This is a genomic window from Arthrobacter sp. 24S4-2, assembly GCF_005280255.1.
In the GTDB taxonomy this organism is placed as follows: domain Bacteria; phylum Actinomycetota; class Actinomycetes; order Actinomycetales; family Micrococcaceae; genus Arthrobacter.
On record NZ_CP040018.1, the window covers coordinates 1,610,061 to 1,633,478 of the forward strand.

The following is a 23,418-nucleotide window of genomic DNA, read 5'->3' on the forward strand; positions in this document are numbered from 1 at the left end:
ATGAAGCGGCTACTTGGAAACGTGCGGCCAAAATCAGGACCGACGCGGAGCCGTCGGCGTACCAAAACACTGCGCGCCGCAGTATTTGCGGTGGCCGGTGCTGCGCTGGTGGCGGGTGCGGTGATTTATCCGGGGTTCAAGACCACTGAGGTGGAGTTGAACGACGGCGGTGTGTGGGTGGTCAGCAAGGCCAAGAACGCGGTGGGCCGGCTCAATTACCCCTCTCGTGTCCTGGACGGTGCGGTGACTCCGGCGAGCACCACGTTCGACGTGCTGCAGGACGCGGCGAATGTGTTTGTCGACGACAACGAGGCATCCACGCTCAACCAGGTTTCGGCCGCGAACATGCGCCTGGGCGGCGACAAACAGCTGCCCGGTGCGGCGGATGTCAGTTTCGGGTCCGACGTCATCTCAGTGACCGACGCCGCCAAAGGCCGGACCTGGGCGTTGTCCCCTTCTTCCGTCAACGGATTCGATGCGGAATCGAGTGAACCCGCGGTTGAGGGATCGCAGGGACTCGTGTCCGCCGTCGGATCCGATGACCTGATCTACAGCGTTGATCCGAAATCCGGCAAGGTCACCGTGACGGCAATGTCCGCGGACGGTGTGACCCGGGAAATAAAATCTGAAACCTGGGGCGGGTTGAAGGGTGCGGGGGATCTGCAGCTGGCGGTGGTGGGGGATAAGCCGGTGGTGCTGGATGCGGGCCGGGGGAAGCTGTTCCTGCCGGGCGGGCGTGAGCTGGCGCTGGAGAACGCGCGGGACGCGAAGCTGCAGCAGTCCGGTCCGGCGTCGGACAGTGTTGCCGTCGCCACGCAGAAGGCGCTGCTGAAACAGCCGCTGGACGGCTCGACGGCGAAGACGGTCACGTTCGGCGGTGAGGGTGTGCCGGCGGCGCCGGTGCAGCTGGGCGGGTGTGTCCATGCGGCGTGGTCGGGGGCGAACAAGTACGTCCGTGACTGCGTGAATGATGCTGATGACAAGAACGTGGATGTGCCCAAGGCGAGTGCGTCGCCGTCGTATGTGTTCCGGGTGAACCGGGACCTGGTGGTCCTGAACGACGTGAATTCGGGCAATGTGTGGCTGGTGAACCAGAACATGCAGCTGGTCAACAACTGGGACGACGTCGTCCCGCCGCAGCAGACGTCGGATGACGCGGACAAGGACTCCGCCGACGAAGTCCAGCAGACAGTGCTGCCGGACCGGACGAAGCCTAACAACCCGCCCGCCGCCAAACCGGACACCTTCGGTGTCAGGGCCGGCAAAACCACCGTCCTTCCGGTCCTGGACAACGACACCGATCCCGACGGCGACGTCCTCACCGTGCGCGGTCCGGATGCGATCGGCTCGGGGACGCTCGCGCCCATCTACGGTTCCACCGGCTTTCAGGTAGCCGTCCCGGCGGACAAGACGGGATCGGAAACGTTCAAATACACCGTCGACGACGGCAGGGGCCTTTCCGCCTCCGCCGATGTAACCCTGAACATCATTCCGCCGGGGGACAACACGGCCCCGCGGCAGAAGCCGAACCGGAACACCGCGCTGGTGGTCCAGGCCGGCAAGTCCGTCACGCAGAACATCCTCACCGACTGGATCGACCCCGACGGCGACGACCTGTATGTCAGCAAAGCCGTCAGCAGCGACCCCCGTGACCAGGTGAAGGTCCGTCCTGACGGCCTGCTCAGCTTCCAGGACGGCGGAACGGAGCCGGGCCGCAAGACGGTGTCCCTGGCGGTCGGCGACGGCCGGGATACCACTGAGGGCAAGATCACCGTTGATGTCCGCGCACCCGGTGCCCTGCCGCCCATCGCCAACGCGGACCACGTCGTCGCCATCGCCGGCGTCGACACCGTGATTGCCCCGCTCAAGAACGACACCGACCCCCAGGGCGGCGCGTTGCGCCTCGCCCAGGTGGCGCCGGACGGCAACTCCACCGCAACCCTCGGAGCCGACCAGCAGACGTTCACGTTCAGCGCTTCGACGCAGGGGACCCACTACATCACCTACATGGTCACCAACGGACCCGCCAGTGCCCAGCAGCTGGTACGCGTGGATGTGGTCCCCGGCGGCGGCGACGGAGCCCCGGTGGCCGTGCGGGACACAGCGCTGCTTCCCAGCGGCGGCAGCGTCCTGGTGGATGTCCTCGGCAATGACTCTGACCCTTCCGGCGGTGTCCTGGTGGTGCAGTCGGTGACGGCGGCAGACGGGCTTCCGGTCAGCGCGGCCGTCCTTGACCATTCAGTCGTCAGGATCACCGACATCCGGGCCGAGGGGCAGCTGAACGTCAAGTACACGATCTCGAACGGGAAGTCCTCGGCCGCCGGCGAAATTGCCGTGCTGGTGGTCCCCGCGCCGGCGAAACTGCAGGCACCCCAGGCGAAGCCTGACGAAGCAACCGTCAGGACAGGCGACGTTGTCACCATCCCGGTGCTGGAGAACGACGCCGACCCCGACGGCGGGAAGCTGACCCTCGAGCCGGTTCTGGCCCAGGCGCCCGACGCCGCGGACGGGCGCACCTTTGTCGCCGGCGACGCCCTGCGTTTCATCGCCGGCGATGTCCCCAAAACCGTCTATGCGATCTACAAGGTCACCAATGCGTCCGGCCAGTCGGACTCGCAGCAGGTCACCATCCACGTCCGCGGCCGCGATGACGAGCGGAACACCCGCCCCGAGCCGAAGAACCTCACGGCGCGCGTGGTCGCCGGGATGGTGGTCCGCGTTCCCGTTCCGCTGCACGGCATCGACCCCGACGGGGACTCCGTCCAGCTGATCGGCGTCGACAAGGCTCCGGCGATGGGGACCGCGGTCGTCAGGGACGGTTACCTGGAATTCACGGCAAGCGCGAACGCCGCCGGCACCGACACCTTCAGCTACCGGGTCCGGGACCGGATCGGCGCCGAAAACACCGGCACCGTGATCGTCGGCATCGCCCCGCAGGAACCCAACAACCAGAAGCCCATCGCCGTTGACGACTCGGTCGACGTCCGCCCCGGCCGCCAGATCGCCGTCGACGCCCTGGGCAACGACTCGGACCCGGACGGCGACCCGATCAGCCTGGTCTCCAACGGGTTCGAAGGCCGCCCCGAACTCAAGGTCGAAGCAGCCGAAGGCGGCAAAGTGCTCCTGACCGCGCCCGGTGCTGCCGGTCATGAAAGCGTCGGCTACAAGATCCAGGATGACAAGAAGGCACAGGCCAGTGCAGTCGTCCGGGTCCAGGTCAGCCCCGATGCCACCCTGAAGGCCCCCGTCGCCCAGGACGATGTTGTCACTCCAGCGGAGACACTGGGCAAGGCAGCCGTGGACGTTCCGGTGCTGAAAAACGATTCCGATCCCGACGGCGTAGCCGCGGATCTCAAGATCAGCCTGCCGGACGGCAACCCCAACGCCCGCGCCGGCAACGACGGCAACGTTGTGGTGACCCTCACCGCGAACGACCAGCTGGTCCCGTACACCGTCACCGACATCGACGGCCAAAGCGCGACGGCGGTCATGTGGGTCCCGGGCCAGGGGGACCAATACCCCACCCTCGCCAGGACCGACGTCGTCGAAGTCATGTCCGGCAAGGAAGTCAGCCTGGACCTGAAGGAATACGTCCGCGTCCGGGAAGGGCGCACCCCGAGGATCACCCAGGTGGACAAGGTCAAGGTGCAGGGCGCGGATGGCCAGAACGTGGTCACCGGCGACGGCAACACCCTGCGCTACGCCGCCCTCCTGGACTATGTGGGCCCCGGCTCCGTCACCTTCGAGGTGACGGACGGGACCGGTCCCGACGATGCACAGGGACTGAAATCCACCCTCAGCATCATCACCCGGGTCATCCCTGACCCCAACGCGAACCACCCGCCAAGCTTCAGCGGCAGCGACCTCGATGTCCCCAAGGGCGAGACCGCCGCCCTGGATCTGGGAAACCTCGCCAAGGACGTGGACGACGGCGACTCCGGCAAGCTGAAGTTCGAACTCGACGGGACACTGCCCGAGGGCTTCAAGGCCACGCTGGAGGGCTCGGCGCTGAAGGTCAGTGCGGACTCTGCAGTAACGCCTGGACGCAGGGGCTCCATCCCGCTGAAAGTCACGGACGGCCGCTCCGAACCGGCCAAGGCCACGGTTACGGCCACAGTCGTCGCGTCGAACCGCCCGCTGCCGGTGGCCAATGAGGACGTCGTGGAAAAGTCCAACGCGGGGAAGACCGAATCCATTAACGTCCTGGCCAACGACTTCAATCCCTTCAGTGATGCACCGCTGAAGATCGTCTCAGCGGCCGTGGAAACGGGCTCGGCCGCCGGATCACCCACCGTGGCAGGGGACTCCGTCAGTGTCACGCCCGCAGCAGGCTTCAAGGGCGTCATGGTTGTCCGGTACACGCTGCTGGACAAGACAGAAGATCCGAGCCGGCAGGCAACCGGCCGGGTGCGCATCACGGTGCGGGACAAGCCGGATGCGCCCTCCGCACCGTCCGCAACGGACGTCCGAAGCCGGACCGCCGTGCTCAAGTGGGCGCCTCCGTCCGACAACGGTGCCCCCATCACCAAGTACACGGTCCGTTCCACCGGGTTCACACAGGAATGCCCCACCACCACCTGCACCCTCTCCGGGCTGACCAACGACGTGAAGTACGTATTCACGGTCACGGCCACCAACGAGGTGGGCGAATCCGCGCCTTCGGTGCCGTCCAATGAGATCCGGCCGGATGAAAAGCCGTCCCCGCCGGAGGCTCCCACGGTCAAGGCCGGGGACAAGAACATGGTGGTCAGCTGGCCCGCGGCCAAAACGGAGGGTTCCGCCGTCAAGAGCTACAACCTGGAGATCTCCCCGCCGCCGGCCAACGGGATCGCCGTCAAGAACGGCGTGACCGGGCTGAACTACACCTGGCCGTCCCTGACTAACGGCGTGCGGTACAAGGTACGCGCCCAGGCCGTTAACGAGCTGGGGCCGTCCGACTGGGGGATCTACTCCGCAGAGGACAACCCCGCCGGAGTGCCGGCCGCCCCCGCGGCGCCGACCACCACGGTGGCCTCCGCCGTCGGAAGCTCCAACCAGCTGAAGGTCAGCTGGAGCGAACCCGACACCAATGGCGACGCGATCAGGAACTACTACGTCACCATGAGCGGCGGCGACGGGACCACCCACACCCAGACGGTGCCCGGTACGGTACGGACCGCAAACTTCACCGCCAACAACTCCGAGTCGTCCTACACGTTCACCGTCCAGGCGGAGAACAAGGCGGGAAAGGGGGCCGTCAGCCAGCCGTCAGCACCCCGGCGCGCCACCGGCAAGCTCTCCCAGGTCTCCGGGGTCAGCGCCACCGAGGCCAACACCGGCGGCGCCGGCCAGCAGGTCACCATCAACTTCCGCGAACTTACCGCCGAGCAGCGCAACGGCTCCGCCTACGGCGAGGTCAGCTACACCTACAATGCCAGCTCGGCGTCCGGAACCCAGTCCGGAGCAATCAAGCCCGGACAGACCGTGAGCGGCTTCGCCAATGGTGCCCGCTGGACTTTCACGGTGACCGCCAACTCCGCTGTGGCACCTAGCTCGGATGCCAGCGCCGCTGCCGCTGCCACGCCGTACGGCGCCCCGGAACCCCTTCGGCTTCGGGCCAGAACGGCGGCCAGAACCAGAAGTCGCTCAGCTTCAGCTGGAACTCGCCGTCGACGTCCACGAATGACGTTGCCTACACGCAGATCAACATCGACGGCAACGGCTGGGAACGGGTGGCGGCTTCAGGCACCCGCACCGTGAACACCGGGGGCTTCGATGAACGCCACTCCATTCAGGTCCAGACCGTCAACTCCGTGGGAACCGGCGGCGGCATCGCAACCGCTGCCGCCCAGTCGGGCCCGGCCAAAACCAGCTGGGACACCACAGTTCCCGCCGCCGGATACCGCACCTGCACGGACCTGCCGGCGTCGGGACAGACGTCCTGGGACTCGACGACGCCCGGCCACCGCTGTGACGGAAAGGTCAGCGGCTACCCCTGGATCTACAACGGCAACAACTTCAGTGTGAATTGCTGGATGTGGCGCACGGTCCCTGACGCGCGGGGCCCCGGCCAGTGGTACCGGATCAACTCAGCCCCTGATGGCCGGTACGTCGGACGGACGATCCACGTCAGCAACACCACGCTGGGGGATCCCGGCCCCCAGGGATCCCGCAATGCTGAGCCCCGGGGCACGAGGAACCGCAGGTCAAAGGCGTGGGGAGGGCTCCCCATCGCGGTCCGGGACATGGTTGGGTAGGCTATCGCGGGAAACAGAGAGCCCGGTACCGGGTCTTTGGACACGCTGCCCTGGGGGCGGCTGCGATTTTGAGGGATTTGAAAACTTGTGACAACTCTGTTCGGCAAGCTGGGTCTCAGGGAGCGCCGCAGGAAGTTGGTTTCGGGCGCCGTTTTTGCGGTGGCCGGTGCTGCGCTGGTCGCTGGTGCCGTGATTTATCCCGGGTTCAAGACCACTGAGGTGGAGTTGAACGACGGCGGCGTGTGGGTAGTCAGCAAGACCAAGAACGCCGTGGGGCGGTTGAACTACCCCTCTCGTGTGCTTGACGGTGCGGTGACGCCGGCGAGTACCACGTTCGATGTGCTGCAGGATGCCGGGAACGTGTTTGTGGATGATGAGACGGGTTCGACATTGAACCAGGTTTCCGCCGCGAACATGCGCCTGGGCGGCGACAAACAGCTGCCGGGTGCGGCGGATGTCAGTTTCGGTGCGCAGGTCATTTCGGTGACCGATGCGGCCAAAGGCAAGGTCTGGGCGCTGTCCCCATCCACGGTGAACGCGTTTGACGAGGAGTCCAGCAAACCCGCCCTTGTCGGCGCTGAGGGCCTGGTCTCCGCCGTGGGTTCCGATGACCGGATCTATTCCGCGGATCCCACATCCGGCCAGGTGACGGTGACCGGGGTGGATTCCAACGGCGACGTGACGGAGTCTAAATCTGAAACGTGGGGCGGGTTGAAGGGTGCGGGGGATCTGCAGCTGGCGGTGGTGGGGGATAAGCCGGTGGTGCTGGATGCGGGCCGGGGGAAGCTGTTCCTGCCGGGCGGGCGTGAGCTGGCGCTGGCGGACGCGCGGGACGCGAAGCTGCAGCAGTCCGGTCCGGCGTCGGACAGTGTTGCCGTCGCGACGCAGAAGGCGCTGTTGAGGCAGCCGCTGGACGGCTCGACGGCGAAGACGGTCACGTTCGGCGGTGAGGGTGTGCCGGCGGCGCCGGTGCAGCTGGGCGGGTGTGTCCATGCGGCGTGGTCGGGGGCGAACAAGTACGTCCGTGACTGCGTGAATGATGCTGATGACAAGAACGTGGATGTGCCCAAGGCGAGTGCGTCGCCGTCGTATGTGTTCCGGGTGAACCGGGACCTGGTGGTCCTGAACGACGTGAATTCGGGCAATGTGTGGCTGGTGAACCAGAACATGCAGCTGGTCAACAACTGGGACGACGTCGTCCCGCCCAAAAACCAGTCCAACGACCAGGACCAGGAATCGGCGGACAACAACACCGTCAACATCCTGCCGGACCGCACCAAACCCAACAGGCCGCCGGAAACCAAGCCCGACGCCGTCGGCGTCCGCCCCGGACGGACCACGGTCCTGAGCATCCTGGACAACGATTCCGACCCCGACGGCGACGTCCTGACGGCGTCCGTTGGAACCTCCGGGCCCAGGTCCGGCAGCCTCCAGAACATCTACGGCGGCACCGCTTTCCAGATCACAGTGCCTCCGGATACCAAGCCGGGCACCGAAAATTTCAACTACAACGCATCCGACGGCCGCGGACTGTCCGCCGGCGGCCAGGTCACCCTGAACGTCGTGGGCCCTGACGAAAACAAACCGCCCGTCTTCAAGCGCGGCGACCCCACCACCATGCTCGTGGAACAGGGAAAAACCGTCAGCCAGAACATCCTCACCGACTGGACCGACCCCGACGGCGACGACCTGGTCCTGATGGACGCCACAGCAGACAACCAACAGGACCAGGTCAAGGTCCGCCGCGACGGCCTGCTGACCTACCAGGATTCCGGCGCCGCACCTGGCAAGAAGTCTGTGACGGTGTCCATCTGGGACGGCCGCGCCACCACCACCGGCAAGGTTGTGGTGAACGTGCAGCCGCCGGGCGCCCTCGCGCCGGTGGTCAATGCGGACCACGTCACCGCCGTCGTCGGCCAGGACCTCGTGATCGCACCGCTGAAGAACGACGTCGACCCCAACGGCGGCGCCCTGCGGCTCGCCCAGGTGGAGGCCTCCGGGCCGGCCGAACTCGGCCCCGTCACCGACGGCGGAACCTTCACCTTCCGCAGCGAGACCGCCGGCCCTGTCTACCTGAGCTACATCGCGAGCAACGGTCCGCAAAGCAGCCAGGGGCTCATCCGCGTGGATGTGGAATCGGGCAACGACACCGGCGACCCCGTGGCGGTCCATGACGTTGCGCTCATGCCGACAGGCGGAAGCGTGCTCCTCGACCCGCTGGCCAACGACTCCGATCCCTCCGGGGGAGTGCTGGTCCTGCAGTCAGTGACCCTCCCGGAAAACTCCACGGCATCTGTGAGCGTGATCGACCACAGCGTCCTGCGCATCACCGATATCGTCGGCACCAAGGAGCCGTTCCTGTTCACCTACACGATGTCCAGCGGCCGCAAGTCCGCCACAGGCAGCGTGTCAGTGGTCCCGGTTCCGGCGCCTGCCGTCGTCGAAGCCCCCCAGCCGAAACCGGACGAAGTCAACGTGCGCGTCAACGACGTCGTCACGATTCCGGTGCTGGCCAACGACACCCACCCCAGGGCGAGAAGCTGACCGTGGATCCGGTGCTGCCGCAGGCGGTGGCGGACCAGGACGGCAAGAGCTTCGTGTCCGAAAACACGCTCCGGTTCATCGCCGGTCCGCAGCCCAAGACCGTCCGCGCAATCTACAACGCCGTGGACCCGCAAGGGCAGAAGAGCGCGGCCGCCGTCACCATCCACATCCTGCCGCTGGAAGGCGCGGAGAACTCCCGGCCCCAGCCCAAGAACCTCACGGCACGGGTGGTCGCATCGGGGTCGGTGCGCATTCCGGTGGAACTGGACGGCATCGATCCTGACGGTGACTCGGTCCAGCTCACCGGCATCGACAGCACGCCCAACATGGGCACCGCTACGGTGGGCAGCAACTTCATCGACTTCACCGCAGCCGGCGACGGCGCAGGCACCGACACCTTCCGCTACAAGGTGGTGGACCGGCAGGGTGCCGTCAACACGGGCACCGTAACGGTGGGCATTGCGCCGCGGAGTGACAACAACCAGAAGCCCACCCCGGTGGATGATGAAGTGAAGGTCCGGCCGGGCCGGCAGATCGCCGTCGATGCCACCGGGAACGACACCGACCCCGACGGCGATCTGATCCGCATCCTCACCGACGGCATCGAAGCGGATCCTGCGCTGCAGGCCACGGTCAGCAAACAGAGCGGGCGGATCCTGCTAATGGCGCCCGGCGCCGAGGGCACCGTGAACGTCCGCTACACGGTGGCCGACGACCGTGGCGCGTCAGCCCAGGCCACCATCCGCATGGTGGTGGACGGCAACGTGCCGCTGCAGGCACCCATCGCCCGGGACGACCGTGTGACGTCCGCGCAGACGCTGGGCAAAACCGCCGTCGACGTCCCCGTCCTGAAAAATGACGAGGACCCCGACGGCGTGGGCGAAAACCTGAAGATCAGCACCGCGGCTAAGACCGCGCGGCCGGGCACCGAGGGAAACATGATCGTGGACCTCACCGAAGCGCCGCAGCTCATCCCCTACGAGGTGGAGGACGTGGACGGCCAGAAGTCCACCGCCATCATCTGGGTCCCGGGACTTGGCCAGCAGGTTCCCACGCTGGCGAAAGATGAAGTCCTTGAAGTCATTGCCGGGCAGTCTGTCACGGTCAACCTGAACGACTGGGTGAAGGTCCGCGACGGACGGTCGCCGCGCCTCACCCAGACCGACCGGATCAAGCTGATCGGTGCCGACGGCGGCGATCCCGTGGCCGGAAACGGCACAGCGCTGAAGTGCACCGCGGGTGTGGACTACATCGGTCCGGGCTCGCTGAGCTTCGAGGTGACGGACGGAAGCGGCCCCGACGACCCGGACGGGCTCAAGGCCACGCTCAGCATCCGCACGAAGGTCCTTCCGGATCCCAACCGGAACAATCCGCCCGCCCTGCTGGGAAGCGCTGTAGACGTCCCGAAGGGCGACTCGGCGAGCACCGACCTGAGCCGGCTGGCGTCGGACCCGGACCGGGACGACGTGGACAACATGAAGTACGAGCTGGTGGGCGACAGCCCGGCCGGCTTCAACGCCCGTATCGAGGGGAAGACCCTGAAGACGTCCGCGGACGGCTCAGCGGCCACCGGCACCTCGGGAGCCGTGCAGGTGAGGGCGAAGGATCCGCGCGGGCTGGAAGCAACGGCAACGTTCCAGCTGGCGGTCACTGCCTCCAACCGGCCGAAGCCCGTTGCCAGCGACGATCTGGAGCCCAATGCGGCGGCGGGCAAGACCGTGTCCGTCAACGTGCTGGCCAACGACTCCAACCCGTTCCCGGAAACTCCGTTGAAGATTGTCCAGACCGGAGTTGAAACGGGCCTTGGGAACGTTGACGTGGCGGGGGGCAACGTGAACGTCACCCCGGCCGATGGCTTCACCGGCACGCTGATCGTGTCCTACACCGTGGAGGACAAAACAGGGGAAGCCTCACGGAATGCCACGGCCCGGATCAGGCTGACGGTCAAGGACAAGCCGCTGGCCCCCGCCACCCCTCAGGCGCAAAGCGTGGGTGACCGGACTGCCCTCCTGAACTGGACCGCCCCTGCGGACCGCGGCTCACCCATTACCAAGTACACGGTCTACGGCGAAGGCGGGTACAAACAGGACTGCCCGGCGAACTCCTGCACCCTGAACAACCTGGTCAACAACACCAAGTACCACTTCCAGGTGACGGCCACCAACGAGTTCGGCGATTCCGACAGGTCTCCCGTCTCGGCCGAGGTCAGGCCCGACGTCAAGCCGGACACTCCGGTGGCCCCGGCGCTGAGGTTTGGCGACAAGCAGCTGAGCGTTAGCTGGTCCGCCCCGGCCAGCAAGGGGTCCCCGATCAAGTCCTACGACCTGGAAATCTCCCCGGCTCCCCCCGGACAGAACGCCCAGATCCAGAACCTGACCTCGCTCAGCTACGTCTGGAAGGGGCTGCAGAACGGTGTGGCCTACAAGGTCCGCGTCCTGGCCCGCAATGACGCCAAGGAGCCGTCCGAGTGGAGCGCCTACTCGGCTGCGGAAACTCCTGCCGGTGTTCCGGTCACGCCGGCCGCACCCAGTGTCGCCGGGGCCGGCTCGGTGGGAACGCAAAGCCAGCTCAAGGTCAGCTGGCCGGCGCCGAACAACAACGGTGATGCCATCTCGGCGTACACGCTCACCACTTACCGGGGCGGTGCCGCGGTCACGAGCCAGCAGGTGACGTCCGGGACCACCCAGAACGTGACCGTCGACAACTCGGAATCGGACTACACCTTCACCGTGTCCGCCACGAACAAGGCCGGTACAAGCGGCACCAGTGGGAAGTCGGCCCCCATCCGGGCCGCCGGCAAGCCGGGCACGGTGAGTAGCGGGACGGTGGTGGAAACCGGAACGAGCGGCCAGCTGAAGGTGACGTTCACCGAACTGACGCCGGCGCAGCGGAACGGTTCCCAAGCCACGGAAATCCGCTACAGCTACAGCGCCTCAAGCGGCCAGCAGGGTGCCATCAACCCGGGCGGAGGGAACATCAACGGGCTTCCCAACGGAACCAACGTCACCATCAACATCATCGCCACCTCGATCAAGAACAACACTTCGGGTGATGCCAAAGCCATCGGCACGGCCAACCCGTACGGACCGCCGAACGCACCCAACGTGGACGGACGGAAGTCCGCCGTCGGCGACGGCCAGGTGCACTGGACCTGGAACGACCCTGCCACCAACGGCCGGGCGCTTAAATTCTATGAGGTGAGCGTCGACGGCGGCGGATGGACGAACGTCGGCAGCGCCAACCGCTACGACGTCTCCGGCGGCGGCTGGGACAAGACCCATACCCTTCGGGTCCGCGCCGTTACGGCTTCAGTCGGCCCTACCGGCAGCGCATCTTCGACCTCGGGCAACGACCCTGCTCCGCCGCCCGCGGTCTCCGAAATTCGGGCACACAACAGCACCTGTCCCGGCAAACCGGGCCAGCCTGACTCATACAACCCGAGCGGTCCGTCGTGTGGTGTCGGCTGGGTGGAAAATTCGTGGGGCTGGCTGAAGGTTGACTGCACCAAGGACATCTATGGCAACGGCACCGACTGGTACCGCCTGACGGAATCCGCGAAGAGCGGCTGGTACGTAAAGTCCACCACCGTGGACTTGAGGGGACCAAAGCCCGGCGGATGCTGACGCAAACAATTAGACTAACCGCTGGACGAAGCGGGCATGGGCCCGAAGTTTCACCCGAACCCGGAAGAGGATTCACCACATGACCATGACAACTGAGCAGGCCGCCTGGTTTGCAGGAACGTTCGAGAAGCTCGTTGCCAACGTGGGCCAGGCGGTACTGGGCAAGGCCCACGTCATCCGCCTGACCTTTACGGCCATGCTTGCCGAAGGGCACGTCCTCTTCGAGGATGCCCCCGGAACCGGCAAGACCTCCCTGGCCCGCGCCCTGGCGGCAACGGTCCAGGGCTCGAACAACCGCATCCAGTTCACCCCGGACCTGCTGCCCTCGGACGTCACGGGCGTGACGATCTACGACCAGAAGACCCAGAAGTTCGAGTTCCACAAGGGCCCGATCTTCAACAACATCGTGCTCGCGGATGAGATCAACCGGGCCTCGCCCAAGACGCAGTCCGCCCTCCTGGAAGTCATGGAGGAATCACGGGTCACCGTCGACGGCACCACCTACGAGGCAGGGCGGCCGTTCATGGTGATGGCCACCCAGAACCCGATCGAGCAGGCGGGCACCTACCGGCTGCCCGAAGCCCAGCTGGACCGGTTCCTGATCAAGACCTCCATCGGCTACCCGGACCACGCCTCAACCGTCCAGCTGCTGGGCGGGGCCAACCTTAAGGACCGGTCGAAGGAAATCACCCCCGTGATCACGACGCAGGCGATCGGGGACATGGCTGACCTGGCCGCCACCACCCACGTTGACACCGCCGTGCTCGAATACATCTCCAGGCTCTGCGAGGAGACCCGCAGCGCCCCGGAGACCCGCCTCGGCGTGTCCGTACGCGGCGCGCTGGCCATGGTGCGTGCCGCCAAGGTCTGGGCCGCCAGCCAGGGCCGCAACTTCGTGCTGCCGGACGACGTCAAGGACCTCGCATCCGTTGTCTGGACCCACCGGCTGGTGATGGACCCGGAAGCCGAGTTCTCCGGTGCCACGCCCGAGGCCGTGCTGACGCGCGTCCTGTCAGAGGTCGCCGCCCCTCAGCAGCGCGCCGCCGTCGTCTAGCCCGACGGCCCCGCCGCCGCGGGATCCCGGTACCCCTGTAATCCAGCACTAACAAAGGCATCCACATGTCCACCAGCACTCCGCTGAGCCGGCTTGCTGAACAGCTGCAACGGCCCTTCCGCCGGGACGGCCGGCCCACCCGTCTCCATCCCGCCGCCCTCTGGTCAGAGGCCGTCGGCACGGTCGGCCTTGCACTGGCCCCGGCCTGGTCCAGGGTCCGTGACCTGTGGCTGAGGTACATCTGGCCGGTGCTCTCGGTTGTCAGCGTCCTTGGCTGGTCCGTCCTGGCCGCCTCCATCCTGCTGTGGAGCGTCGGCCAGGCCTACGGCTGGCAGGAGGCGAAGGCCGCCGCCGTCGCGGCCTTCGTGCTGTTCGTCATCGCCGTCGGATTCATCCTGGGCCGTTCCTCCTACGGCGTGGTGCTGGATCTCGCCAGGACCAGGGTGGCGGTGGGGGACAGCGCCGTCGGCAGCATCGCCGTGTCCAACACGTCCGCCCGGCCCCTTTTGCCGGCCGCGCTGGAGCTCCCGGTGGGCACCGCCACTGCCGTCTTCCACCTGCCGCGGATGAAACCGCAGCAGGTCCACGAGGACCTCTTCACCATCCCCACCTCACGCCGGGCCGTGATCGTGGTGGGCCCCGTCCGGTCCGTCCGGGCCGACCCGCTCCACCTGCTCCGGCGCCAGGTGCTCTGGACGGAACCGGAGGACCTTTATGTCCACCCGCGGACCGTTGCCCTGGCCGGGTCCGCGGCCGGTTTCATCCGCGACCTGGAGGGCATGCCCACCACGGACCTGTCCAGCGCGGACGTGTCGTTCCACGCCCTCCGTGACTACGTGCCCGGCGACGACCGCCGCCACATCCACTGGAAGACCACCGCCCGGACCAACAAACTCATGGTGCGCCAGTTCGAAGAGACCCGCCGCGCCCACCTGGCCATCTCACTGTCCATCAACACGGATGAGTACGGCTCCGAACTGGAGTTCGAGATGGCCATTTCCGCCGCCGCGTCCATCGGCCGGCAGGCTATCCGCGAACAGCGCGAACTCGACGTCCTCACGCAGAAGGGCCCGCTCAGGTGTGAGACCGGCCGGAACATGCTCGATGACATGACCCGGATCGTGGGCTCGCCGCTGCGGAAGACCGCCGTCGACCTCGCCCGGACGCTTGCCGACACGGTGCCGAACGCGTCGGTGGTCTTCTTCGTGGTGGGCAGCCGTGTCTCGCCCGCCCAACTCCGTTCTGCCGCGGCGTCAGTACCTCCGGGCGTCCGCAGCCTCGCCGTCCGCCTCCAGACGGGGGCCGCACCGGCGCGGGCCAACATCGCGGACCTGACAGTCCTGACGCTCGGTGACCTGTCAGACCTCGCCATCATCCTCAGAAAGGCGGCTGCATGAGCTCCGCGCCCGCTTTCCGCCCGCGCCGGCAGCCCGCCGAACAGCAGCCTTCCGCCTTCAGCGACGGCCAGCCGGCCTGGCACTTTATGCTCGACGCCGGTGCGCTGCTTGTCCTGCTGGGGCTGGGAGTCCTGGGGTTCAGCCTCAGCTTCGGCGGCGACCCGTATTATCTGATCGCCGGATTCGGCGGCATCCTGCTCGGCCTTGGGATTGCCGCGGCAAACGCACATTTCCGCCTGGGCCTGCTGATCACCGCCGCGGCCACCCTGGGCGCCTACCTTGTCCTGGGAACCGTACTGGCAGTTCCGGATGCCGCCATCGGCGGGTTCCTCCCTTCGTTTGAATCCCTCCGCACGCTCCTGCCGGGCGTCGTATTTGCCTGGAAGGACATGCTGACAGTGGGCGTCCCGGTGGGAACCGCCGGGGGATGCTCATTGTCCCGTTCCTCAGTGCACTGATCACGGCGCTGGCCGCGGGACTGGCGTCCTGGCGGCTGAAGAGCCCGTACTGGCCGCTGCTGCCGGTCCTGGTGCTGTTCGTCACGGGCATTGCGTTCAGCACGAACGCCGGGTTCCTGAACGTGGAACGTGGCATCTCCCTGACGGTGGTGGCCATCGCCTGGGCCACGTTCCGCAGGGACGCCCACCGGCGCAGCGACACCCGGAAGGTGTCCGTCAACCGGCCGACGGCGGACGCCGCCACAGCGCGCCGGGCCAAGGTGCGCAGGCTCGGAACGGCCGCAGGCGTCATTGCCGCCACCGTGGTGATCACGGCGGTGGCATCGCCCCTGGTCACCGCCAGCGACGACCGCACCGTACTCCGCAACACGATCGTTCCGCCGTTTGACCCGAAGGACTACATCACCCCCTGGCCAGCTTCCGCAATTTCGTCAAGGACAAGAAGGACGACGAGCTGTTCCTCGTGAAGGGCCTGCCCCGTGACGGCCGGGTCCGGCTGGCCGCGCTGGACGCCTTCAACGGCACCAACTACAACATGGACCCGAACAGCTCCGGCAACTTCAGCAAGGTGGGGGACGCCAAGTCCATCAACACCCTCGCTGATTCCGACGGCATTGTCCCCAGCAACGATTACACCCTGGACATCACCATCGGGGACTACCAGGGCTACTTCCTGCCGGGCGGCCGCCGCACCACCGGAATCAGCTTCACCGGGGACTCTTCCGGAGCCGCCTCAGGGCTGTACTTCAATTCCGGGACGGACACTGCCGTCACCACCCGTGGCCTGGCGAAAGGCGACTCCTACAGCGTCCAGGTAGCCGATCCCGCGAAGCTGGAGCACGGGCAGCTGACGCAGTACGACTTTGCCAAAGTGACCCTGCCGGAAGCCCTCGAAGTTCCGCCCGTGGTGGGCTCCCAGGCCAACGACCTCTCCGCGGATGCCCCCACGGCGATCGACCGGGTCCGGCAGATCGAGGCACATTTCCAGAAGAAGGGGGCCTTCAGCAACGGCCTGATCGACGACGGCCAGCTGCCCAGCGTGTCAGGGCACGGCTCGGCGCGCATCCGAAACCTCCTGACCGCGAAGCAGATGCTGGGCGACGACGAACAGTACGCCGTGGCGATGTCCCTGATGCTCCGGCACCTGGGCATCCCGTCCCGTGTGGTGATGGGCTTCTACCCGGATCCCAAGAGCCCGGAAAACGGCGCCGGCGAAGTGAAAATCACCGGCAAGGACGTCCACGCCTGGGTGGAGGTCGCCTTCGACCGCGTCGGCTGGGTGTCCTTCGACCCCACTCCGCCGAAGGACAATGTTCCGATTCCGCCGGACCCCGAGAACAAGTCCAAGCCCAAACCGCAGGTCCTGCAGCCGCCGCCCCCGCCGCAGGAGCCGGCCGACCTGCCGCCGGATTCTTCCCCGGACGCCTTGGACGCAGACCAGAAGAAGAACAACCCCTGGCTGTTCTGGGGCCCATCCTCACCGCAATCGGCATTGCCCTGATTCCGATCGGGATCCTGGCCCTGCCGCTGCTGCTCATCGCCCTGCTCAAGGGCCGGCGCCGCAAGACCCGTTTCTCCGACGGACACCCGGCCCAACGGGTGGGCGGCGGCTGGAACGAAGTGGTCAGCCTCGCCACGGACATGGGGGCCGCGGTGGACGGCAGGGCTACAAGGCGGGAGTCCGCCGTCGTGCTCGGCGAGGCATTCCCCGGCACCGCCGGAACCACCACCTTGCTGGCGCACCGGGCTGATGCCTCCATCTTCGGTGCCGGCCAGCCGAGCGAAGCAGACGTCCGGGAGTACTGGACCATCGTGGACGGCTCGCTGAAGGAAATGACCGCCACAGCGGGCTTCTGGGGACGGCAGGCGGCCCGCTTCTCGCCGCGCTCGCTGCTGGCGGACGGCAGGACCGCGCTCAAGCTGCGTGGACTCAGGCCAGTCCCCCCGGCCAAAACGGACCCCGCCGGTAGGGTGGAGAACAATGACGCATAACACCGAGCGCTGCCAGCGCTGCCAGCAGCTGATACGGCCCGGAGCATCTTTCTGTCCTGCGTGCGGCGCCCCGCTGACCAACCGGGCAGCACGCAATGTCCGGAACATCGACCACTCCCAAAAGGAGCTGATGGACAGGGCCGCCGCGCATGGTGGACCGATTCCCGGTAGTATCCCGGTAGCGCCGGCCCGGACGGAAACGGTCCGGGAAGGCGCCCACGGACGCGGGGCCGCGCTACAAGGGTCCCAGGAACAAGGTGTCCACGTACAAGGGGAGGTACCGGAATGGGCGGCAAGCTGGAGTTGGTTCCTGCAGCGGCCGGCAAACGCCTGGGCGCCGCAGTGCTCGACTGGGTGGCCCCGGCAGCGGTGCTTGCGGTGATGTTTACCATCGGATTCGCCAGCATCACCCGCACCCAAAGCGGCGGGTTCATCATTTACGACACCGGCACGCTGGTGCTGCTGGGCAGCATCGCCATTGGCATCACGGTTGTGTACATGCTGGTGCTGCTGGGGGTCGAGGGCCGGACCGGCAACAGCATCGGCAACCGGCTCATGGGAATCCGGAGCACGGACCAGGACGGCTACGCCCCTGGCGCCGGAGCCCTGTTCCTGCGCGGCCTCATCACGGGGGCAGGCATCCTGCTGGCCGTGGTGGCAGCGGTGTTTGTGGTGGTCTTCAAATGGTTCGAGGCGGCCCTGTGGATCCTCACACCCCTGGCATTGGTCGGGGTCGCATGGGCAGTTTTCGTGGTGGTTTCCAGCTCGTGGGACAAGAACGGCAAGGCGCGGGGCTGGCACGACGCCGCAGCCAAAACCCTCGTGTTTGATGTCGCGGAAGGGCGAAATCCCGTGACCACCGGCGGAATCCAGGGGCCGTACAGTTTCGCGCCGCTGGACCTCCCGCCGGTGCAGCAGGTTGCCTCGCCGATAGCCGGAGCCTCTGCCAGCCAGCCTGTCGCCATTCCGCAGGCACCCCTGAACCCGAACCAGTGGCAGCCGCCCGCCGTACCCCAGCCGATCTCACCCCAGCCGATCTCACCCCAGCCGATCTCACCCCAGGCGGCCGCGCCTCAGCCGCCTGTCGTGTTCCAGCCAACGGTTCCCCAGGCGGCCGTGCAGACCCAGCCGGTGCCTCCCGCCCTCCAGACTCAGCCCGTCCAGACGCAGCCCCTTGAGCCGCCGCCGGGGCATGGGCTGTTCGCGCCCTCCTGGGCCGCGCACCCGGACGATGACCATGACCGGACCCAGATGCGTGGGGAAGCTGTCCCGGCGCCCGTAGCAGTGTTGCGGATCAGGCTTGATGACGGCCGGGACTTCCAGCTGGACCGCACGGTCCTGATCGGCCGGAATCCCAGCGGCCTTCCGGGCGAACACATCGCCCAACTGCTCGCAGTCGCAGACCCGGGCCGCTCCATCTCCAAGACCCACCTGCACCTGCTCGAGGACAACGGAGGTGTGTGGGTGACAGACCGCAACTCAACCAACGGCAGCGCCGTCACCACCCCGGACGGCATCCGAACAGCTCTGCAGGCCGGGCAACCCGCCTATGTACGCCCAGGGTCCACCGTGCATTTCGGTGACCGCACCTTCCACCTAGGACAGGCATGAATTCCCAGCCGACCGCCGCCGCCTCCGACACGGGCCGGGAGCCCGGACTTCAACTGAGCTGCGGCTACGGGACCGATCGCGGCCTGCGCCGGGAGCTCAACGAGGATTCGTTCATCGCCTCGGATCCGGTGTTCGCCGTCGCGGACGGCATGGGAGGGCACGAAGCGGGCGAGATCGCCAGCGGAATCTGCGTCCGGACGCTCGCCGGGATGCCGCAGCTGGCGACGGGGGAGCGCACGGCAACGGCCGCCGTCGTGCAGCAGTATCTGGTCAGTGCCGATGAACGGATCCGGACCGCCACCGGGTCCCGCGCGGGCACTACCCTCTCCGGAGTGGTGGTGGTGGAACAGATGGGTGCCCCGTACTGGCTCGTCTTGAACATCGGCGACTCACGGACCTACCGGCTGAGCCAGGGCGAATTCACGCAGGTCACCGTTGACCATTCCGAAGTCCAGGAACTTGTGGACGCCGGCGAGATCACCAAGGAGCAGGCAACAGTCCATCCCCGCCGGCACGTGGTGACCCGCGCCCTGGGCACCGGCGACGAGACGGAAGCGGACTACTGGCTGCTGCCCGTTGAGGAAGGCGACCGGATCATGGTGTGTTCGGACGGCCTGAACGCCGAACTTACCGATGACCACATGTTCCGCATCCTGAGCACTGTTGGCCACCCGCAGGACGCGGTCGATGCCCTGATCCAGGCAGCGCTGCGAAGCGGCGGACGCGACAACGTCACCGTTATCGTCGTGGATGCCAAGAACGTCATGAACGACGCCGGAACTGACACTGCGCCCCGTCCCGGCATGGGCGTCGAAGACGAGGACACGCTGCCGCGCGCCGAGGTCCTGGATAGCACCGAGGTGGACACGGAGGAGCTTCCCGAGGCTCCGGACGCCGTGAACGACGACGGGGACCGTCACGATGGCCTCAAGTAGCTACACTCCGGGCACGTGGATTGGCGTGGTCCGGGCGGGGACGGCCGTGTTCCTTGCCCCCGGCGCCCCGCCTGCGCTGGTGGACTCACTGTGGGAACTGCTGGCGGGCGAACCCGAGGTCCACGAGGTGCTGCATGCCGTGACCAGCGCCTCCTCCGGCTCGCTGGCGGAAATCCCGTGGTTCGGAATCGTGGATTTCCGCGATTCCCTGCGCGTGTTCCTTCGCGGCGACATTGAACTGACAGCACGGCTTGCTGCCGGCCCGGTGGAACTCAACGGCAGGGACGTCACCACTTGGACGGAACGCCGGCTCAGCCAGCCTGAGTGGTACAGCGTCTCCGTCCCCGGCGACGGTGCCGGCCCGGGCGAACTCCCGCTGGGGGAGGGGGTTGTGCTGTTGCAGAGCCTCACGGTGGGCCGCGTTGACGCTGCCATGCCCCCGGTGCCTGTGCAGACCACTCTGCCGGTCTCCGTGCAGGTACAGGAACCGGTCCGGGAAGTGCCCGCTGAACACGGTGCATCCGCCGAGACTGTGATGGGTCTTCCCGACGACGAACTCGAATACACGGCCGCCGGGATAGACATCCAGCACGACGAACCCGTTCAGGATGTGCCGGAGTCCGCCTCGGCAGGGCAGAATCCCGAGCCTGTGCCCGCGAATGAGCTGACGGGCAGCTACGACCACCTCTGGGACAAGACCGTGATGCGCCGGATCGAGGATGCTGCGGTGCGGGACGAACCCGAAGAGGAGCACGGGGACCGGCCCGGCGACGACCCGGGCGGCCCGGAGGAATCCGCCGACGGGGACGTCGATCGGGTTGAGGCAGCCGCGCAGGAACCCCCGCAGGTCCCCGCGCAGCCCGCTGTCCCAGCCCAGCCCCCCATTCCGGCCCAGCCCCCCATTCCGGCCCAGCCCCTCATTCCGGCCCAGCCCCTCATTCCGGCCCAGCCCCTCATTCCGGCCCAGCCCCTCATTCCCGCGCAGCCCCTCATTCCCGCGCAGCCCCTCATTCCCGCGCAGCAGGGCGGGCTGATCGATTCCGTGCCGTGGCATACCGGTGGCGACAACGCCGCCCGGCCGCCGGCACCGCCGTCGTTCGTTCCGGAAGCTGCCGGCGACATGCCGGACTGGCACAGCCCGTCGGCCGTTCCGCCGGTGCTGGAAGGCGACCACGATGGCGAAACCGTCATGAAAAGCGACGTCGCCGGCCCCGGCCCAGCCGCCCGGCCGTCCGTTCCGGCCGTGGGAACCGATGTCAACACCGGGCCGATGGTCCTGGCACGTGTCTGCGCCCAGGGCCACGCAAACCCGCCAACGCATTCGCAGTGCGCCGGCTGCGGCATGGCGCTGGCCGCGGACGCCGTGCAGGTGCGCCGGCCGCAGCTGGGGCGCGTCCGCGTCTCCACTGGTGAACTGATCGACCTGGACCAGTCGCTCGTCATTGGCCGCCAGCCGTCCGTGTCCCGGGTCCAGGGCGGCGGGATGCCGAAGCTGGTCCAGGTGCCCAGCCCAAGCGGCGACATTTCCCGGTCACATGTTGAGGTCCGCCTTGAAGGCTGGCATGTGATGCTCTGCGACCTCAAAGCCACCAACGGCACAGTCCTGGTGCGGGAAGGCCAGCCGCCAAGGCGCCTTGCCCAGAACGAGATGGCGATCCTTCTCGACGGCGACATTGCAGAACTCGGCGACGACGTGTCGCTCCGGTTCGAGGAGATTCTATGAGTTCCAAGCGGCCAGTAGCCCCGCCGCCGCCGATTCCCGGCTTCACCTATGTCAGCCTGCTCGGTTCGGGCGGGTTTTCCGACGTCTACCTGTACGAACAGGACCGGCCTCGGCGCAAGGTCGCCGTCAAGGTCCTGCTCTCCGACCTGAAAACCGAGGGCGCACGGCGCCGCTTCGAGTCCGAAGCGAACCTCATGGCCCAGCTGTCCTCGCACCCTTACATCGTCACCATCTTCGAAGCCGAGGTCACCGAGGACGGCCATTCCTACCTGGCTATGGAGTATTGCTCCCGGCCCAGCCTGGACGTCCGCTACCGCCGACAGCGGTTCAGCGTGGACGAAGTCCTGGCCGTCGGGATCCAGGTGGCATCCGCCGTCGAGACCGCCCACCGGGCCGGCATCGCCCACCGCGACATCAAGCCGGCGAACATCCTGGTGACCGACTACAACCGACCGGCACTGACGGACTTCGGAATTTCCGGCACCCTCGGCAGTGATGCGGACGAAGACGCCGGCATGTCCATTCCCTGGTCCCCGCCCGAGCAGTTCCGGGATGGCCCGGTGGACGGCGTGATGGTTGACGTCTGGGCCCTTGGCGCCACGCTGTATACCCTGCTGGCCGGACGGTCGCCGTTTGTCCTCCCGGGAGCCGACAACTCCCAGCGCGAACTGATTTCCCGGATCACCAATTCGCCCGTGCCCCGGCTGGGCCGTGCCGATGTCCCCGAATCCCTGGAACTGGCCCTGTCCACGGCGATGGCCAAGTCGGCTGCGTCGAGGTATTCCTCGGCCCATGCCTTCGCCCTGGCCCTGCAGCGGATCCAGGCCGAACTGAACCTTTCCGTCACACCCTTTGAGGTGCTGGAGGAAGCGCACGCCGAGGAAAGCCACCCCGACGACGGCTTCGAGGAGACCCGGGTTCGGAGCATCGCCTCGGTGGACCCGGACCAGACCGGAAACGCCCCGACGTTCCCCGCCCGGACGAGGCCTTCGACGCCGGGCGCGTTTCGGCCCGTCCTGCCGTCGGGCCAGCCATTCAGCCCTTTGCCGGGGCCGGCTGCGGCGCCCGCAGGTCCCGTCCAGGGCCCGGTTCCCGGATCTGTTCCCGCGCCGGGCGTCCGCCCGGACCAGCATGACGACTGGGCCCAGGGCACCATGCTGCGCGGCAGCATCGCGGCTGGACCGCAGGCAGCACCGCAGTCCGGTGCGGGCACCGGCATTTCCGCCGACGCCGACGCCGACGCCGCCACCGTCCACCGGGCCGCCGGAAGCCGGCCGGGCGGGCGGCCGGACAGCCCGACGGGCGGTGTCCGGGACGATTCGGACCTCGCCGCAACAGTGAACCGGCCGCAGGCATCCGAGCCGGTGCCCGCAGGAACCACCGCGGATCACCGCAAGCGGAATCTCTGGCTGGCCGTGGCCGGCGGCGCCGCCCTCGTCGTCGCCGTGGTGGTGGGACTCGTGCTGGGTTCCTCCCGGCCGGAGCCGGTTGTTGAACCGACCGGACAGGTCTCCAAACCGCCGGCGGACGCCCTGGACAACGGTACGGTACCCGATGTCACCAACCTGGTCGGAGTGAAGGGCCCCGCCGGAAAGGCAAAGTTCACCTGGACGAACCCGCAGCCAAAACTCGGGGACACCTTCAAGTGGCGGGTCTTCGATTTCGGGGCCACCGGCACCGGCCAGTATCAGGCCACGGAAAAACCGGAAGCGGAAGTGGCGCTCAACCCGGTGGACATGACCTGTATCCAGGTGATGATAGTCCGAACCGACGGGGCCTCGTCGCCGCTGGAAGCTGACGCAATCGGCTGCGTCAAATAATGAGGAGGCACGGAACATGGGGATC

9 protein-coding genes and 2 pseudogenes are annotated in these 23,418 nt (G+C 67.2%); all 11 read left to right on the forward strand.

Annotation, left to right across the window (positions count from 1 at the left end):
• The 11 genes and pseudogenes from FCN77_RS07405 to FCN77_RS07450 all read left to right on the forward strand — a co-directional run bounded on the left by FCN77_RS07405 (nt 1) and on the right by FCN77_RS07450 (nt 23,393).
• On the forward strand, nt 1-5,739 hold the full coding sequence (locus FCN77_RS07405) for an Ig-like domain-containing protein (protein ID WP_368074321.1): 5,739 nt from the start codon (nt 1-3) through the stop codon (nt 5,737-5,739).
• Nucleotides 5,736-6,236, forward strand: a complete 501-nt coding sequence (locus tag FCN77_RS27605) for a hypothetical protein (RefSeq protein WP_368074322.1) — start codon at nt 5,736-5,738, stop codon at nt 6,234-6,236. The genes FCN77_RS07405 and FCN77_RS27605 overlap by 4 nt, the downstream gene beginning before the upstream one ends.
• Before the next feature lie 87 nt (nt 6,237-6,323).
• A pseudogene (locus FCN77_RS07410) lies at nt 6,324-12,403 on the forward strand (Ig-like domain-containing protein).
• A gap of 79 nt (nt 12,404-12,482) precedes the next feature.
• The gene (locus FCN77_RS07415) at nt 12,483-13,457 is read left to right on the forward strand and encodes a MoxR family ATPase (RefSeq protein WP_137321747.1); all 975 of its coding nucleotides are present in this window, start codon (nt 12,483-12,485) and stop codon (nt 13,455-13,457) included.
• Nucleotides 13,458-13,522: 65 nt separating this feature from the next.
• Nucleotides 13,523-14,854: a DUF58 domain-containing protein gene (locus FCN77_RS07420; protein ID WP_137321748.1), complete on the forward strand. Its 1,332-nt coding sequence runs from the start codon at nt 13,523-13,525 to the stop codon at nt 14,852-14,854.
• Nucleotides 14,851-17,304 (forward strand): annotated as a pseudogene (locus FCN77_RS07425) (transglutaminase domain-containing protein). The gene FCN77_RS07420 and the pseudogene FCN77_RS07425 overlap by 4 nt, the downstream one beginning before the upstream one ends.
• Complete coding sequence (locus FCN77_RS07430; RefSeq protein ID WP_137321749.1) at nt 17,294-17,686, forward strand: zinc ribbon domain-containing protein; 393 nt, start codon at nt 17,294-17,296, stop codon at nt 17,684-17,686. Before FCN77_RS07425 ends, FCN77_RS07430 begins: the two are co-directional and overlap by 11 nt.
• Nucleotides 17,590-18,915 carry an RDD family protein gene (locus FCN77_RS07435; RefSeq protein WP_137321750.1) on the forward strand — a complete coding sequence of 442 codons (1,326 nt, stop codon included), beginning with the start codon at nt 17,590-17,592 and terminating at the stop codon, nt 18,913-18,915. Before FCN77_RS07430 ends, FCN77_RS07435 begins: the two co-directional genes overlap by 97 nt.
• The gene (locus tag FCN77_RS07440) at nt 18,912-19,850 is read left to right on the forward strand and encodes a PP2C family serine/threonine-protein phosphatase (RefSeq protein WP_137321751.1); all 939 of its coding nucleotides are present in this window, start codon (nt 18,912-18,914) and stop codon (nt 19,848-19,850) included. The genes FCN77_RS07435 and FCN77_RS07440 overlap by 4 nt, the downstream gene beginning before the upstream one ends.
• Nucleotides 19,837-21,573, forward strand: coding sequence for an FHA domain-containing protein (locus FCN77_RS07445; RefSeq protein ID WP_137321752.1), 1,737 nt, complete (start codon nt 19,837-19,839; stop codon nt 21,571-21,573). Before FCN77_RS07440 ends, FCN77_RS07445 begins: the two co-directional genes overlap by 14 nt.
• Entirely contained in the window at nt 21,570-23,393 is a 1,824-nt protein-coding gene (locus FCN77_RS07450; protein WP_137321753.1) for a serine/threonine-protein kinase, read from the forward strand. Before FCN77_RS07445 ends, FCN77_RS07450 begins: the two co-directional genes overlap by 4 nt.
• Nucleotides 23,394-23,418: the final 25 nt, after the last annotated feature.

What these genes read in the sequence shown, in the direction of transcription:
- FCN77_RS07405 (WP_368074321.1), top strand. Translation starts at nt 1, where the DNA reads ATGAAGCGGCTACTTGGAAACGTGCGGCCAAAATCAGGACCGACGCGG.
- FCN77_RS07415 (WP_137321747.1), top strand. Translation starts at nt 12,483, where the DNA reads ATGACCATGACAACTGAGCAGGCCGCCTGGTTTGCAGGAACGTTCGAG.
- FCN77_RS07420 (WP_137321748.1), top strand. Translation starts at nt 13,523, where the DNA reads ATGTCCACCAGCACTCCGCTGAGCCGGCTTGCTGAACAGCTGCAACGG.
- FCN77_RS07430 (WP_137321749.1), top strand. Translation starts at nt 17,294, where the DNA reads ATGACGCATAACACCGAGCGCTGCCAGCGCTGCCAGCAGCTGATACGG.
- FCN77_RS07435 (WP_137321750.1), top strand. Translation starts at nt 17,590, where the DNA reads ATGGGCGGCAAGCTGGAGTTGGTTCCTGCAGCGGCCGGCAAACGCCTG.
- FCN77_RS07440 (WP_137321751.1), top strand. Translation starts at nt 18,912, where the DNA reads ATGAATTCCCAGCCGACCGCCGCCGCCTCCGACACGGGCCGGGAGCCC.
- FCN77_RS07445 (WP_137321752.1), top strand. Translation starts at nt 19,837, where the DNA reads ATGGCCTCAAGTAGCTACACTCCGGGCACGTGGATTGGCGTGGTCCGG.
- FCN77_RS07450 (WP_137321753.1), top strand. Translation starts at nt 21,570, where the DNA reads ATGAGTTCCAAGCGGCCAGTAGCCCCGCCGCCGCCGATTCCCGGCTTC.